Origin of the sequence: Exiguobacterium sp. s35 (assembly GCF_018617535.1) — a bacterium.
Classification (GTDB): Bacteria; Bacillota; Bacilli; order Exiguobacteriales; family Exiguobacteriaceae; genus Exiguobacterium; species Exiguobacterium aestuarii.
The window spans coordinates 865130-881374 of the sequence record NZ_JACSKI010000001.1; the positions used below are offsets into that span (position 1 = coordinate 865130).

Annotated in this window: 14 protein-coding genes and 1 pseudogene; 3 read left to right on the top strand and 12 right to left on the bottom strand. The window is 46.8% G+C overall.

Translation table 11 applies throughout. The features are described 5' to 3' along the window. Positions 1 to 7: 7 nt before the first annotated feature. The 4 genes from KNO75_RS04495 to KNO75_RS04510 are packed head-to-tail and all read right to left on the bottom strand — an operon-like array spanning position 8 to position 5823. Entirely contained in the window at positions 8 to 895 is an 888-nt protein-coding gene (locus tag KNO75_RS04495; protein ID WP_214820049.1) for an alpha/beta hydrolase, read from the bottom strand. A 28-nt stretch (positions 896 to 923) separates the two neighbouring features. Further along, a complete protein-coding gene (locus KNO75_RS04500) occupies positions 924 to 1706 on the bottom strand; it encodes an AAC(3) family N-acetyltransferase (protein WP_214820051.1) in 783 nt (260 codons plus the stop codon). 5 nt (positions 1707 to 1711) lie between these two features. After that, positions 1712 to 4720, bottom strand: a complete 3009-nt coding sequence (locus KNO75_RS04505) for an AAA family ATPase (protein ID WP_214820053.1) — start codon at positions 4718 to 4720, stop codon at positions 1712 to 1714. Further along, the gene (locus KNO75_RS04510) at positions 4717 to 5823 is read right to left on the bottom strand and encodes an exonuclease SbcCD subunit D (RefSeq protein WP_214820055.1); all 1107 of its coding nucleotides are present in this window, start codon (positions 5821 to 5823) and stop codon (positions 4717 to 4719) included. Before KNO75_RS04510 ends, KNO75_RS04505 begins: the two co-directional genes overlap by 4 nt. 108 nt (positions 5824 to 5931) lie before the next feature. Between KNO75_RS04510 and KNO75_RS04515 the strand changes: the two are divergent. The 3 genes and pseudogenes from KNO75_RS04515 to KNO75_RS04525 all read left to right on the top strand — a co-directional run. Further along, positions 5932 to 7416: pseudogene (locus KNO75_RS04515) on the top strand (ABC transporter ATP-binding protein); the annotation flags it as partial. Between the two features lie 101 nt (positions 7417 to 7517). Further along, positions 7518 to 8531 (top strand): NAD(P)-dependent oxidoreductase, encoded by a 1014-nt coding sequence (locus tag KNO75_RS04520; protein WP_353047563.1) that lies wholly within the window; start codon positions 7518 to 7520, stop codon positions 8529 to 8531. Between the two features lie 45 nt (positions 8532 to 8576). Then, complete coding sequence (locus KNO75_RS04525; RefSeq protein ID WP_074033180.1) at positions 8577 to 8804, top strand: DUF2188 domain-containing protein; 228 nt, start codon at positions 8577 to 8579, stop codon at positions 8802 to 8804. A gap of 19 nt (positions 8805 to 8823) precedes the next feature. On the opposite strand, the gene KNO75_RS04530 is transcribed toward KNO75_RS04525, so the two are convergent. From KNO75_RS04530 to KNO75_RS04565, 8 genes are all read right to left on the bottom strand, one after another. Continuing rightward, complete coding sequence (locus KNO75_RS04530) at positions 8824 to 9468, bottom strand: DUF975 family protein (RefSeq protein ID WP_214820061.1); 645 nt, start codon at positions 9466 to 9468, stop codon at positions 8824 to 8826. Positions 9469 to 9540: 72 nt separating this feature from the next. Next, positions 9541 to 10194, bottom strand: coding sequence for a copper homeostasis protein CutC (locus KNO75_RS04535; protein WP_214820063.1), 654 nt, complete (start codon positions 10192 to 10194; stop codon positions 9541 to 9543). 13 nt (positions 10195 to 10207) lie between these two features. Beyond that, the gene (locus tag KNO75_RS04540) at positions 10208 to 10978 is read right to left on the bottom strand and encodes a DeoR/GlpR family DNA-binding transcription regulator (protein WP_074033183.1); all 771 of its coding nucleotides are present in this window, start codon (positions 10976 to 10978) and stop codon (positions 10208 to 10210) included. Positions 10979 to 11151: 173 nt separating this feature from the next. Continuing rightward, on the bottom strand, positions 11152 to 11772 hold the full coding sequence (plsY, locus tag KNO75_RS04545; RefSeq protein ID WP_483297451.1) for a glycerol-3-phosphate 1-O-acyltransferase PlsY: 621 nt from the start codon (positions 11770 to 11772) through the stop codon (positions 11152 to 11154). 11 nt (positions 11773 to 11783) lie between these two features. After that, a complete protein-coding gene (locus KNO75_RS04550; protein ID WP_214820065.1) occupies positions 11784 to 12659 on the bottom strand; it encodes a M15 family metallopeptidase in 876 nt (291 codons plus the stop codon). Positions 12660 to 12737: 78 nt separating this feature from the next. Next, positions 12738 to 13154: an acyl-CoA thioesterase gene (locus tag KNO75_RS04555; protein WP_074033186.1), complete on the bottom strand. Its 417-nt coding sequence runs from the start codon at positions 13152 to 13154 to the stop codon at positions 12738 to 12740. A gap of 31 nt (positions 13155 to 13185) precedes the next feature. Continuing rightward, positions 13186 to 15444, bottom strand: a complete 2259-nt coding sequence (locus KNO75_RS04560) for an AAA family ATPase (protein WP_214820067.1) — start codon at positions 15442 to 15444, stop codon at positions 13186 to 13188. Positions 15445 to 15500: 56 nt separating this feature from the next. Further along, positions 15501 to 16178, bottom strand: coding sequence for a hypothetical protein (locus KNO75_RS04565; protein WP_214820069.1), 678 nt, complete (start codon positions 16176 to 16178; stop codon positions 15501 to 15503). Between the last annotated feature and the right edge of the window lie 67 nt (positions 16179 to 16245).

The following is a 16245-nucleotide window of genomic DNA, read 5'->3' on the forward strand; positions in this document are numbered from 1 at the left end:
CCTTTGCTCATAATGATCGTTCTAGAAAATCGAAAATCTTTTGACGGTATTCGGTCCGGAATGATTGATACGATCCGACATGACCATCGTTTTCCGTCACCCATAGTTCGACACCATCCTGCGCGCTTGCAAGCTTTTCACTTTCTGAGACAGGAATCGCATCGTCTCCTTTACTATGAATCAATAAAATCGGTGCTTCGATTGATTTGATATCTTGAATCGGTGAAACAACATCCGCATCCAGTCCAGTGAACCAAGGGGTCACTGTCATGATGACGGGTGTGAATGGGACGTTCGGGAGATCACTCCATACGGGGAGATTTGTCTCAAGGTAGTTCCGTAAATCACTGAACGGACTGTCTGCGATGACTGCGGCTACTTCGACATCATCTGCCGTAGAGAGGGCCGTCGCCGCTCCCATAGAAATTCCGTAAAGTACGATTGGGCCCTCTGCTCGACCTTTTGCGTATTGAATGGCAGCTTGCAAATCCGATTGTTCTTTCGCACCGACCGTTACCCGATCCCCTTCTGAAATCCCAGATCCACGAAAATCGAACGTTAAAAATTGATATCCTTGCTCATGAAACTCTGGAATCAATTCTTTTAACGGAAGATCTTCCTGTTCTCGGTTCTTTCCATACCCATGAGCAAATACGATTGTCGCACGTGGCGTAGGATGGGGAATCCACCATCCATACAAGTCGTGTCCTTCCTCTGACTGTATGGTCACGTTCTCATATTTCAATCCAAGTGACTTCGGTGTGTAGGTCAACGTCTCTCGCTCGGGTGATGTTAATTGGTCACCAATATGTGCCGAGATTCCACCGATAGCCAATCCGGCCACCAGTAAGATGACTAGAACCGCAATACTCAATAGTTTCATCCAACGATTCATCTATTTCTTCCCCTCGATTCTACATTCATTATCTTAACCAGCTTCGAAGCGCGATGAGCGCATGTTGCACTGGCTCCCACGTATTAGCTGGAATCAAATAGCATGTCGCATCATTGATGGTAAACGTATGGACATCTCTCTGTTTGACGATATTTTCGCCGATTGCACCAAATGGATCACTATTCACATCTGTATGTTCAAACGTTCGCCACACGCGTTCACCTTGTTCAATTACGGCACAACCGAACATTTTTGTAGGACCATCAATCCCATACTCCGCATAGTGCCAAAGTGTCGTCGCATCAAGTGGCGACCCGAGATGAAGAACACGTGCATTTCGTTCAATCATTCGTTCGATTGGTGAACCTGGACCGAAGCCGACGTCAATCGAATGACCAGACACAATTGTTTGCGCCTCTTCACCCCATGCGGCGACAGACCACATCGGATGTGCGCTTCGAAAAACGTTCGGATAGTTTCGGAACAGTTCGGGGACACGCCCCATTCCACGGGTTGATGTCTTTTCTTTTTCATAAGGTGGCATTTCGGCACGAATCGTCTGCCACCACTCAACCGGAACAGGCGGTGCTTCCCATTCAGCCGGATCTGAATTGTCTCCGGTTTGTGTCGCCATCATGAGAAGTCCTGATGGTCCCACCACTTCTTGCAGTGCCTCGATGACAGTCTGCGCACCTCCACATACCCATCCGAGTTTTGAAAGAGAGGTATGAACAAACAAAGACTCTCCTCGTTGAATTCCTGCTTCTTTCAAATGATTGATGAGACTTGACTTCGTCACCATCTGCTTCATTTCGATCACTCCACAATCAGCTGGATCGTTGACCCGCTTCTAGATTTTTTCACTTCGATTCGGGCATCAACGCGATCTTTCAATTCTTGAACATGACTGATGACCCCGACAAGTCGACCTGTCGCCTGAAGCGACATCAATAATTCGATTGCCTGGTCTAAAGATTCGGCATCAAGCGTCCCAAATCCTTCATCGATGAGCATCGTTTCAAGACTCACACCCCCGCTCAACTGTTGCACCACTTCTGCTAATCCAAGCGCGAGTGAGAGAGACGCTTTAAAACCTTCCCCTCCGGAAAGGTTTTGCACACGGCGTGATTGACCGGTGTACGCATCGAATACAAGGAGTTCAAGTCCGGACTTAGCATTCCCTTTTGCTGTCTCCACTTTTCGTTCTAGTCGGAACTGCCCGCTCGTCATCTGGTCCAAATGAATGTTCGCCGCATGTAAAATCTGGTCAAAGAACGCCGTTTGTACATATGTTTCAAACGTCATCTTTTGCGGATTGATGCCCTTTCCGGTTTCTGCAATCAACTTGATCGTTTCTAACTTCTGTTCTTCTCGAGCTGTCTCCTTACGAAGCGTATCCCACTCGGAGACGATTTGACGGTGTCTAGATAAGACTTCTTGTGAGGTGACCAGGTGTTCTGATGCTTGCTCGTATAGTTCCTTGGCTTCGTTCACCTTCGTTTCAATCGACTGAAGGTCAGGTTGTGCTACATTTCCTAATTTCCCCTCAATCATCTGGATGCGATGTCGCAACCGGACGCCTTCCTCTTCTTCACGTTGTAAGTTCTCACGGATATTCGCACGCTGATCGATTCGATCGGCTAGTTGTTCGTACCGCTCCTGGTTCAACTGAGCGACTTCTAATTGCTTATTCCAGGTCGTCTTTTGTGAATCATATTGCTCCATCGCCTCAGAAAGCTGTTGCCGCATTAAAGTGAGCCGCTCTTCTTCTTTCCACGTTTCCTTTTTGACAATTTCAAAGTCATGGTCGAACGCTTCAATTTTTTTCGTAAGTATGGTGAGACGATGTTGTCGGTCTGTCCGCTCGGTCTGTAATTGTTCTAACGTTGTTTCCTCTGTTTGACCGAGCGCATTCAGTTTTTGTTGTATCGCTTCAAGTTCTGTGAGGACACGTTGACGCTCTTCAAATTGGTTACGTCGCTCTTCTTCAAGTTGTCGCATTTCACCGGTGAGTTGGCGAAGCGTTCGTTCATTCTCGAGACGCGTCCGCTCTTCACGTTGTAGGCGATCCACATGCGCTTGCCATTTCTTGACTTCTTCTGATAACACTCCATCCACATGAATATCTTTAGAAACCTCATCAAATTCTCGTCGAGTCTCTTCAAGCTGCGAATGGAGCGAACGGTAATCGGATCTCGCTTCAATCAACTGAGTCGTCAATTCCTCAAGACGTGCCTTCGCCTCCCCTTCTTCTTCCATAGATTCAAGCAAGTCTTCGAACTGTGGGACATCATGGTGACGTGAACCACATACTGGGCAAGGCTCACCTTCTTGAAGGGTCTCACTGAGTTGTTTTGCCGCATTCATTTGTTCTTGTTGTTTATACTTCGCCATCACTTCTTGCTGGGTGGCATGCTGTCGCTGCACTTCTTTTCCGGACCGCTCACAAGTGGTGAGCTGATTTGATAACTCATTCACCTTTGTCTCAAGTTTGACTAAATACATCAATCGGTCGACATGTCGCTCCGCATCGACTGCACGTTCGTCAGGTTCAATCGACAACGTGTTGACTAATTGCCGCTCAAGGTCTTGAAGTTCTTGGAGCCGAGCCTCTTTGGAAAAGGTGCTTAATTCCGTCGCACGCTTCATCAATTGTTCACGTAATGTTACGTATTCTGCCCGCTCTTTCATTCGGGGTAACATCTCATCAATTAACCGAAGTCGTTCTTGAAGGGATAAGATTTCTTGTTTATTCTTTTCAATTGCAGATTGCTGCTCCGAAAGTGAAGATTGCTTTTGTTGTAATTGTTCGAGTTTTTTAGAAGAGGCTTGTTCCTCCACCGTCAGTCGATGAACATGTTTCTTCATTTCTAATAATCGGTCATAGACTGGACGAATGTTCGCTGCTGCCTCTAAACGTTGCAACAACTCATGACGTTCGTTTCGTTCTGTCTCGCCTTTTAAAAATAAATCAAGAGCTTGCAAGGTTTCTTGCTGTTCTTGAAATAAACTGACAAACGCTTTCGCTTGTTCTAATTCGGTACGCGCCTGTTCGAGCTTCTTCGAATGATCCTGTTTCTGTTCTGTTGCGGACTCAACAGTTGTAATCAAACGTTGTTCGCGCTCGTCTAGCCACTGATGGATCACATCAATCGATTTCGTCGAAATCTCTTCGATTGCTTCATCTTCGAGCTCTAGTAACTTGAGACGGGTTCGCTCGACCGCCCATTCGACTTGTTTCCGGTATGTGCTGAGACGTTCTGCCCACTTCTCCTGGAAAACACGATACGCCTCCGTCTTGAAAATAGATTGCAAGATTTGTTGTTTCTCATTTGAGTTCGAATCGAGCAATTGTCTAAATTGGTTTTGAGGGAGTAACAAGATTTGACTGAATTGTTCATATGAAAGTTGTAAAATCGACTCGACTTCCTCTTGAACCTCGTTCACTTTTGTCGCGATCGGCTTCCAACCACCTTCCCATTCATAAAGAACGGCCTCATGTGGGATCGGTGTCTTGTTTTTCGGGTGAGGTTGTTGAGGTTGTCTCACGATTCGATAGTGGTCACCGCGAATCGTAAACGAAAAGTCGACCTCCGTCTTCAACTCAGGTTGTGCGAATTGACTTCTGAAATCACTCGCATTGCGCAGCGTCCCGCTGGCCCGTCCATATAATGCGAACGTCATCGCATCAAAGATGGTCGTCTTCCCTGCACCCGTCCGACCACTCACGACAAACATCGAGCGACCAACTAATTGTCTGAAGTCAATCGTTTCTCGTTCCGCATACGGTCCGAATGCTTGAATCTTCAATTCGACCGGTCTCATCTGACATCACCTTCTTCAATCATTTGTTTGACGGCATCCGAGGCCGTTCGGTCGTGTACAGCTTCAAAGAACTGTAGATACACCTCTTCGACGGATTGTCGTTCTAGCGTTTCCCGTTCAAATGTGGACGTCTGTTCTTGGCGTCGTAACAGCTCCAGTTCAAGATGAAGAATATTCGGATAAACGGTCCGAAGCTTTGCCATCGGATCAAAAAGTGCTTTGTCATCGGTCAACACGATTTTCAAATAATCATCGGTTTGTTGTTGTTGATAAAACGAAGGTACGAGTAACTCATCCAACGTTCCTACGAGCTGTCTCATGTCCCGTTCTGGCGTCAACGTTCGACGTCTACGCTTCCAGTGTCCGTCCCATTCCAAAATATCTACCGATTTCTCATGATTGACCTCAGAGAAAGAATATTTCATGAGAGAACCACTGTATGCAATCCGTTCTGAATGGATTGCATCACGATTATGTAGATGTCCAAGAGCCGTGTATGAGAACGGGTCATAGAGCCCTTTCGCGACCTGTCCGGCGGTACCGACCGATAACTGGCGCTCCGAGTCGGTCTCAAGTCCTCCTGCGACAAAACTATGGCCCACTGAGACCGCATTCTTCTCAATCGGTCCATATGCTTCAATGACAGCCTCTAATGCGTCATGGTGCGTGCGAATCGTTTCGTTTCCTAGTATGTGCCGAACACGTGCCGGCTCAAGAAACGGGATTGGGTAAAACGGAATTCCGGCCACTTCAAGTGGACCAGCATCTGGGTTTAATTTACCGATGATATGTAATCCTACTTGTCTCAACAATTTTGAACTATATTCGAGACGCTCCGCTGAGTCATGATTTCCCGCGATAGCGACGACCGGGATTTCTCGCTTCAACACCAACTCTCGCCACATCTCATCGAGCAAATCGACAGCCTCGACGGGTGGGACGGCCCGGTCATACAAATCACCTGCAATGATGACTGCATCTGGCTTCTCCTCATCGACGATTTGTAAAAACGAATGGAATAAAATATTTCGCTGATCTTCTGTCATATGACGACCATGAACAATCTTACCTAGATGCCAATCGGCCGTGTGAATCCATTTCATCACGTATCACCTCTCTTTCTTATTCTAGCATGACTCAATCGTTCGATTCGACGTCTTGACACCCGTTTTTGAAACAGCGAAAGTAAAGAGAGAGGAGGTTTGTTCAAAATGAATTCATCAACGTGGAAAACGTTTTTCCAACTTTTTAAAATCGCGAACCCTCCTAAAGGATTGTTTGTTGGAGCTATTCTGATTTCGCTTCTTCAAGCCGTCGCATCGCTAGCGATTCCACTCATCCTGCAACGTGTCGTTGACCGTTGGAGTAGTGACCTGTTGACGCCTGAATGGATTGCATACTTTATCATTGCCTTTCTCGTCCAGGTCATCACGAGCGCGTTATCGATTTACTGGCTACATATTGTCGGTCAACGTGTCGTCGCCAATCTTAGGACGACATTGTGGGACCACCTCATCAAACTGCCCATCCCTTTTTATGATGGGATCAAATCGGGAGAACTCGTCTCCCGCTTGAACAATGACACGACGACGCTGCAACAGCTGTTGTCCGAGCAAAGTGTCCGCTTGTTGACCTCTTTCGTCTCGGTCATCGGTGCCGTCGCCATCTTGTTCACGCTCGATTGGCAAATGACACTCGTCATCTTGTTTTCAGTGCCGACGACGCTTGTCATCGTCATCCCACTCGGCCGAAAGCTTCGAGTGATTGCAAAAGAAACGCAACAGGAGCTCGGTAACCTGTCAGGATTCTTTGCGGAACTGCTCGGTGAAATCCGTCTCGTCAAATCGCAGGCGACAGAACAAATGGAAGTGCGGACCGGGAAAGTGAAAATCGAAACGTTGTTCGATTATGGTGTGAAAGAAGGACGAATTCAAGCCATTCTCATCCCTCTCCTTAACGTGACGTTGACAGGGATGTTGATTGCCATACTCGGATTTGGAGCATATCGTGTCTCGACAGGGGCCTTATCGACGGGTGAACTACTCGCATTCATGCTCTATGTATTCCAAATCATCACTCCTCTGATCACAATGAGTGAATTTTTGACGAGACTACAAAAAGCTCGTGGCGCAACTGAACGAATCGCTGAATTATTAGATGTCCGTCCTGAACCGTACAGCTCATATCAAGAATCCATCGAGCAGGCTGACCTCTCTTTCGAGAATGTGACCTTTCATTATGGGACGGAGCCCGTTCTTCAAGGACTCTCTCTTCACGTTTCACCAGGCGCAACGACCGCCATCGTCGGTCGAAGCGGCGCCGGCAAAACGACACTTTTTTCGCTCGTCGAACAATTTTACACACCAACGGAAGGATCAATCCGGTACGGTAATCGCGATATTCAAACATATGGCCGGGATACATGGCGTCAAATCGTCGGTTATGTCGCTCAAGACTCTCCCGTCTTGTCGGGTTCTGTTCGGACAAACATCGTCTATGGTCTTCAACGTGAAGTAAGTGATGAGGAAATCAAAGAGGCGTGTGAAATGGCAAACGCATGGTCATTTATCGAAGTGATGCCGAATCAGCTTGAGACGGAGATTGGAGAACGTGGTATTCGCTTGTCAGGTGGACAACGACAGCGTCTTGCGATTGCCAGGGCATTGTTACGTAATCCGCAAATTTTATTGCTCGACGAAGCGACGTCGAGTCTGGATTCAGAATCAGAACGCGTCGTCCAGGAAGCGCTCGATCGCCTGATGGTCGGGAGAACCACCCTCGTGATTGCCCACCGCTTATCGACCGTCAGACATGCCGACCAAATCGTCGTGTTAGAAGATGGACGCATCAGCGGGATTGGGAAACACGAGCAACTTTTAAACGAGAACGCCCTTTATCAGCGTCTCGTCTCACAACAATTACTAGGAGGACAATCTACATGAAAACAATCGGGTTTATCGGTCTCGGGGTCATGGGCCAATCCATGGTACGAAATTTGATGAAGCATGGCTTTGACGTAAAAGCTTATACGAGAACGAAAGAGAAGGCTGCCTCGCTATTAGAGGAAGGTGTAGTATGGTGTGAAACGATTCGAGAGGTGTGTCAAGAAGCTGATGCCGTCATCACCATTGTCGGTTATCCGTCAGATGTCGAGTCGATTTATTTCGGGGAAGGAAATATCCTTGATTCAGCAGAACCAGGTACGCTCTTGATCGATATGACAACCTCTTCACCAAAACTTGCTGAACGAATTGCCGAAACTGCCATTGAACGGAGTCTTCTTCCGCTCGATGCACCGGTCACCGGTGGAGATATTGGTGCAAAAAATGGGACACTTTCCATTTTGGTCGGCGGCGGAGAGTTCGCCTTCAATAAGGCAAAACCTTTGTTCGAAGCAATGGGACAGTCCATTGAACGGATGGGATATGCCGGGAGCGGACAATATGCGAAACTCGCCAACCAAATTGCCATTGCCGGAACGATGATGGGGAATGCGGAGATGTTAGCGTTCAGTAAACGAGCAGGACTTGACCCCGAAGCGCTCATCCGTACGATTCGTGGTGGTGCAGCCGGTAGCTGGACGCTTGAGAACTTGGTTCCACGGATGATTGTTGAAGATTATGCTCCAGGTTTCTTCATCAAACACTTTATTAAGGATATGACGCTCGCCATCGAGAGTGCAAACGAACTTCAAGTGAAATTACCTGGACTTGAGCTCGCTCATCGACTCTATTCGATTCTCGAAGAAAATGGTTACGGGGAGAACGGGACACAAGCGCTTATCGAGTATTACCTTCATCAAGACGTTTGAATCATGCCGTTTGTGGAATTAGTAGGAGTGAAGGAGGCGATTTTCGTGCCATGGAACATGAAAGATTATCCAGAATCACTGAAAAACTTCGATCCACTTGTAAAAAAGAAAGCCATTGATATTGCGAACGCACTGCTCGCACAAGGCTATTCTGAGACAAAAGCGATACCAATTGCCACTGAACAAGCGAAAAAGTGGCATGCGGATGCGTCTGAACAAGAAAAACAAGATTTTGAAGACGCCCCTAACCCGAAAAAGACAGATCAGCATTGAACGTAAACAACCGGTCGGATTATCCGACCGGTTGTTTTGCGAGATACGACGCCTTCATTTCTAGATAGAGACCTGAAATGGCCGTCTGTAAGTAGGGCGTGACAAAGATGTAAGCAAGTCCCCCAGTAAGAAGGACAAGCGCGTACCATCCGATGAAACTTGCGAATAGCTTTAACATCGTCTGTTTATGCCCTTTCATCATCAAACGACTTTTACGCATAGCTTGAAATGCTGAAAGTTCTGGTTCGTCCCGCATGATGAAAGGTGTGATGCGATACGTCAAATAAAACCAGACGCCAGGCACAATTAGGAATAACATCAACACGTTCAGTCCTAAATAAAACACCGCGTAATAAATCACCGCTCGTGAATAGTCTTTCAGTGAGCCGAACGCTTCAATCAATAAGCCAAACTTAGGCTTCTCGTCTTTAGCGACCTGAAGAAACACCCAATTCTTCCCGATCTCGATTGGCGCGAGAAGAACTGTCGCTCCGTACAAAAGTGCCACAGAAGTCATGAGAACTTCAGGGTCATTCGTTGATAGGTCAAGACGTGTCGTAATCATCGCCTGAATGACCATGACGGTCAAAACGACGAGTAATGATATGCCCCATTTTCCTGAGAGCATTCGAAGCGCATATTGTTTGTAAACGGAAGATTGCATGAGTTCACCTACACTTTGTATTTTCTTTCATTATAGCAAAAAAACAGTCTTTCGACTGTTTTCTGCTTTGACTCATCCACGAAGTTGTTTGAATTTAGCCCCATCCAACTGTCCGTTTGTTCGTACGCCATTCCCGACGTGTACCATATCGACATTGAGTCGTTCCCGTAAGGATGGCAAAGTTTCTGTCGTGATGCCGGCTCCAGGCAAAATAGTCATCTCTGCTTGCTCGTTCAGCCGAATCAATGTTTCGATACCCTCTAGCGCAGTGTTCGCACCGCCTGATGTCAATAAGATATCGATTTCTGGGAAATCATTTAAGACATCCAGCGATTCAAATACATCACGCGATGCGTCGAAGGCACGATGGAACGTTAGTGCCATCTCACCTTTATGTTTGATGACTTCTCCTAAAATCCGCTCATCGATTGCCCCGTCGTTTGTCAATGCACCAAAGACGATTCCATTCACCCCGAGTTCACGACATAGACCAATGTCTGCAAGCATCGTTTCCACATCATCTTCGTTGAAATGGAATGAACGTGTATGAGGTCGAATCATGACATGTACCGGGATAGATACATGCTCGATCACGTTCCGAATCGTCCCGAAACTTGGCGTGATCCCGCCATTTTCCATATCTGCAATCAGCTCGAGTCGATCTGCCCCGAGTTGCTCCGCCTCGATCGCTTCAGATAACGTTGTGACAATCACTTCTACTTTCATACCATCGCTCCTTTTACGGCGCGAACTTCCAGTCCACACCATGTTCGGCTAAGACGCCTTTAAATTCTTGTGGTTCCGGAAAATCTGAGATAATTGCCGTCACCTTTGAAAAGTCGCACACCCGATATCTTTTTTGTTGGTTCAACTGGGTATGGTCGGTTAATAAGAATGTCTCGCGACTTTGGGACATCACCGATTGTGTGATACTAGCGAGTCCGAAAGCATCGCACGTCAAACCAAGAGTTGAATCGACCCCCTCAACTGATAAGATGGCAAGGTCAAACATATAGGTTTGGAGTTGTGCGAGAACTTGTTCGCCTGTCGTCACGAGATGTTTCGGATCGATTGTACCACCTAACAACTGGATTTCGCCACCGAGCACACCTTTCGCCCGTTGTTCAAACAACGCTTTGGCGACCGTTAGAGATGGAGTTACCACCGTCACATTTCGTCCTCGTATACGAGACGCCACTTGTTCGGCTGCAACCCCATGACCGATATAGAGTAACGTATCGTCCGGAATCAATTGAAATGCCGTATACGCGATACGGCGGATCCCATCCATGTTGGCAATGACAATCGGCTGAAAAGACATGCTCTGATGAAGAACCGCACCCCCATAAACACGCTTGATCCGATGTTCTTTCTCTAGTTCTTCTAAATAACGTCGAATCGATTCCCCTGATACATTCAATCGTTCAATCAATTCGCTCGTCTTCACTTTACCTTCTCGTTCAATCCACTCGACAATTTTCTGTTTACGTTCTTCACCGATTAAAGACACGTCCCTGCCTCCTCCACTAAAATCTTTCCTTTTCTAGTGTAACGAACGCATGTAAATTTAACGTAAATTGAAAGTAAAGAACGAGCAAATCCAACATGATTTTGCTTCTTTTTTATGTAAATCAACAACAATGCACAAAAAAGTGCGTCTTGGTCGGACGCACCTGAAAGAAATTAAGATTTATTCTTGTTTTGAAAAAGTGGCACTTTTGGTTCTTTCCCTGCCCGTATTCGTTGCCAGTTCGTACGATGTTTAATGATGATAAACAAGGCGAGTGGAACGATGACAATGAGAGGTAGCCAATCTTTTGTCAATACACTGTACGTCGTTGCCGTCACGAGACCTACTGCAGCGGCAGCCATCGAGGAGAGGGATACCATCCGTGAAATGAGAAGTGTCACAATAAACGTGCCGACGACGACAAAGAAGAACCACGGAAACGCTGCTAGAAGTACGCCGCCGCTCGTCGCGACCGATTTTCCACCTTTAAACTTCGCAAAGATCGGATAAGAATGTCCAATGACTGCGGGAATTCCGGCAAGCAGCAGACTCATCTCACTTCCGAATAATAGAGGTAGTAGTGCTGCGACTAACCCTTTCCCCATGTCACCGAGTAGAACAAGGATTCCCGCTTTTTTTCCGAGAACTCGAAACGTGTTCGTCGTACCTAAGTTGCCACTCCCATGTTCGCGAACGTCTACTCGATAGCCGAGCTTGCCGATGATGAGCGCAAACGGAATCGCCCCGAGTAAATAACTTAAAATGATAATGATGATTTCTGTCATATAAGGCATCGCAATTCCCCTTACTTCATATATTCCTCAATATATCGGTCATATGGCTGATTCAATGTGTGTACCGCTTTCGCATGCTCAGTACCGATATAACGTAAGTGCCACGGTTCATACATATAGCCCGTCTCTTTCTCAAACGCTTTTTGATAGCGAATGATAAAGCCATACTCGTGAGCATGTTCTGCGAGCCATTTTCCTTCAACTGTTTCACCAAGGCTTTGTGTGAGTTGATAATTGACTGAAGCACTCGAGACGTCGATTGCAAGACCTGTCTGATGTTCAGAGTGTCCGGGTGGAGCGGAGTATTTCATGGCTTGTTCCTTCCCATCCCGTTCAACGTAAGCGTTGAATAATGTGACTTGATACCCGTATGAACGAAACGCGCTCGTCCCTTTCAAATCGATACCAGACGTTTTTGCGTCACTCATCAATTCTTCGATTGCACGTGCCGCCTCTTTTCGCATCATCCGCCGCTCACCGACCGCTGAATCGACAAAATCGATGTTGGCCTCAACCAAATCGCTCGGCTCATAATTAGCCGGCAATGCAATTTGTTTATTCACGAGAATCAACTCTTCTAACTCTAAGTTTGCGACACCATCGACCTCAATCGGTTGGACAGGTGTAGTCGGTTCTTCTGCTGCTGGCGGTGTCGGCTCAGCTGGTTGTTCTTCGACTTCCGGTTCAGACTCCGTTGTTTTTTCGTCTGTAGGTGACTCGGTTTCCACTTCTTGATCCGAGGTCGGTTCGTTTGGTTCTGTTTGTGGTTCATCTATTGTTGATGACTGTGTTGTTGGTTCTTTCGGTTCAACTTGCTCGTTTGTCGTACAACCGGCTAACATGAACGTCAAGGCGCCGCAAACCATCAAGACTGATGGATAACGCATGCGATTTTCCCCTTTCTAGATAACAAAAAGTACCGTCAAGATATGATACCATACTGACGGTACGAAGACAGAAGATTCTTAGACAGGATTCATGACGTTCATGTACATGTCATGCCATTTCGGGAACTCTCGATCGAGACGAATCGGTTTGAAATCTCCTCGCTTGACGACAACATGAGTCGTCTTGGCTGTTCCCACGAGCTCACCATCTTGGTTCGTCAACTCATACCCGTAAATCGTTCTGATTTTTGAGTATTGGTCGACCCATACGCGCACATGAACCGTATCACCAAACGTTACGCTTCGCTTGTAATCCATCGATACGTTCGTCACCGGCGAAACGAATCCTGCTTCTTCCATGTCTTTGTATTCGACACCGAGCTGACGTAACAGTTCGGTGCGAGCAATCTCTAGATATACTAAATAGTTGGCATGATAGACGATTCCCATCATGTCCGTTTCTTGATATCTTACTGGGATTTGAATCGTATGCATTGAATCATCCTTCTTTCCTGCTACTAGTGTATTATAGTTTACTCTTAATATCTACTACTAATAATTGTTGGAGTGATGTCTCGTTCTCTTCCTCCGACATGAGTCGGTACGATTGACGAGCGATTGACTCATCGATCACAGACAAAGCGGTCCGTGCATTTGCATGTTTGATTTCACTCAATCGAATCGATAAAGCTTCAATCGCTTGTTCGTCCAGCTCGTATCCAAATTGGTTCGCATAGTTCACAGCAATCTCGACTAGTTGTTCTTGCGAATAATCTTCAAAATGAATCGTGCGTTTCATGCGACTGCTTAGTCCAGGATTCGATTCAATCAACCGTCTCATCGGACCTTCATACCCCGCAAGGACGACAACAAGGTTTTCGCCATGTTTCGGCATTTCATCGACGAGTGTATCGATTGCCTCTCGACCGTAGTCATTCGCTCCTCCATTCAGGCTATATGCCTCATCAATGAGTAATACGCCACCGAGTGCATCACGAATCGCCGCTTTCGTTTTTTGTGCGGTCTGTCCCACATAGCCACTGACCAAATCCGCACGACTGACAACGTTGACATGTCCACGCTTCAAATAGCCTGTACGCTTCAGCATTTGGGCATACAAATATGCAAAAGTGGTTTTACCCGTTCCACTATTCCCTGTGAGTGTCATATGAAGTTGGACGGGTGCCGTCTTCAGACCGAGCGCTTTTCGTCTCTTTTGAATGTTCACGAGTGCTTCAATCTCTGCCAATTGTGCTTTGGCATCTTCCATACCGACAAGGTCGTCCAGCGATGTTGGACTCGCATCTTCTTCGGGTTGATCAAAGTCTTCTTCGGTCAAAAGTGCCATCTCGTCTAAAGGGGCATCTGCACCGAAACGAGATCCTTTTTTAAACATCGCATCGAGTAAGATGTTATGAACCGTTCGGGCGTTCCCGAACGTCGAATCGACTCGTTCACGGTCAATCCGTGTTAGAAGTGACCGCTTTGCTTCCTCCGTCAATACGTAATTGTTCTCCTGTGCCACTTTTTCACCAATTGCGACTAATTCCTCATCCCGATAGTTTGGTAACTCGTAGTGATTCGATTCTGGGAATCGTGAGCGTAAACCAGGGTTTGCAAGTAGGAAATGACGCATCTCTTCTGGATATCCGGCAAGGATAACAACAAACTTTCCGGCATATTCGCCGCTCGTCATCGCTGCGACGAGCGTGTCAATTGCAGCTTGCCCATAGTCACTGCCACTCGCATCTTGACGTTTTAGTGCATATGCCTCGTCAATGAACAAGACGCCACCTTCTGCTTCTTTCACTTTGTTCATCACTTGTTCTTCCGTCTGTCCAACGTACGCCCCGACTAGGCTTGAGCGATCTGCCTCAACGAGATCTGGACGACTGAGCAGGCCGAGTTCAAAATAAATCTCTGCCATGAGTCGAGCCAGCGTCGTTTTCCCGGTTCCCGGATTCCCCGTAAATACGAGATGAAGGGAGGGTTGGTGCTTCGATGAAAACCCTGCTTTTTCTCGTTCTTTCTGGAAGAGCAGGAAGCGGTACCATGCTTTCACACGGTCCTTAATATCGTCTAGACCAATCATTTCCTCAAGTGATTCAATGGCGCTCGAACGCGTCTCTATTTTACGTCCCGGTAACAACTGACAGATTGCATCGAGTCGCTCTTTGACGAGCACAACGCGTTCACCGAAGCGACGAAACGCTTCTCGACTGAAGTAGTTCCCTTGCATCGATGCGAGTAAAGATGCCGTATCATCCTCTAACGATGCGACTTCCTGCATCGCCTCGATGATGGCCTCGAATATCTTCTCGAGTTGCCCCCGCCATTCTGAGTCCCGCAAATCAGACTTGGCCGCCTCCACTTCATCGTGAAGTCGGTCGAGTTGGTCAAGTAGTGCAGATGTTTTTGACTCATATTCCGTCAAAATTTGTACCTTCATTGAGGCGTAATCTGCTTCGCGAAGTGTCGGCCAATCGATTTGAAGCGCTTGTTTTGAACGACGCAACTGCTCGTTCAATTGAAACAGACGTAATTCCGGAGGTAACGCATTCATCGACTCTAATTCTTTCACCCAGCGGTTCAATAACGGGTCCATCGACTCCTTCTGCTCGAGTCGATGTGTAGCAAGCAATGTCAATGAACGAATCAATTCTTCTTCATGCCCAGTCGCACGTGACCAGTGCGCATAAGATAAAAGCGCCGCCTCATTAATCTTTTCTCCAGCTTCCCAGTTCGTCAAATCCGTTTGAACTTGTTCAACTTGAATTTGTTTCATTCTGTTCTCCCTTTCAGACGAGAAGGGAGCCGACATGTTGTCTGCTCCCCATCGGATTATCTTGATTCAAAAGATGTCATCCGAATCGAATGGAACAACTTTCCGTTATTCCGCGATTCTGCCGCAAGCAAAATCCGTTCGTTCGCATCGACATAATATGTGACTGTCTCTTTATTTTCTTCTTCACTAAAAATAGATGGATAATTTTGAACCCATTCTTCAGGAACCGTTTCAGCCGCTTCAGACTTTACATAAGCTTGTGCGGTTCGACCGACTAAATCTGTCTCGCCCTCACTCGATCCGAGTGTTCCATCGTCTAGCCATTTACGAATCTGTTCGTTCGTGGCGCGGGATAGGAATGGATGCGGTGCAACCGCTCCTGAATTGGTCTCTTGTCGAAGAACCTCTTCTCCGTCCGGATTAAACTCCAAATACGTTTCTCCGTCCCACTCTGCTTTTGCACCCACGTTTGGCCCCATAACGACTTCTGAGACAAAATGTCCGTCTTCATCATACGTAACAAGGTACTCCCGTTCTTCGAGTGTTTCCCCTTCTTTCGGAAGTTTACGCTCTTGATACCCAATCACGACATTTGAGTAGAACGGTTCAACCTGTTCTTCCTCTTCACCATTCAGATTCATGAGTACGTAAAAATTATAAGCGAGTAATGCCCCGACAATGAGGATGCCGGCCAAAATGACCCAGCTCAACCGTTTTTTTATCTGTTGTTTCATAGCCTATCCTCCTCGTTTCTTCACTTACTATCCTACACTAGCTAAGAGGACAAGCAAAATATTTTTA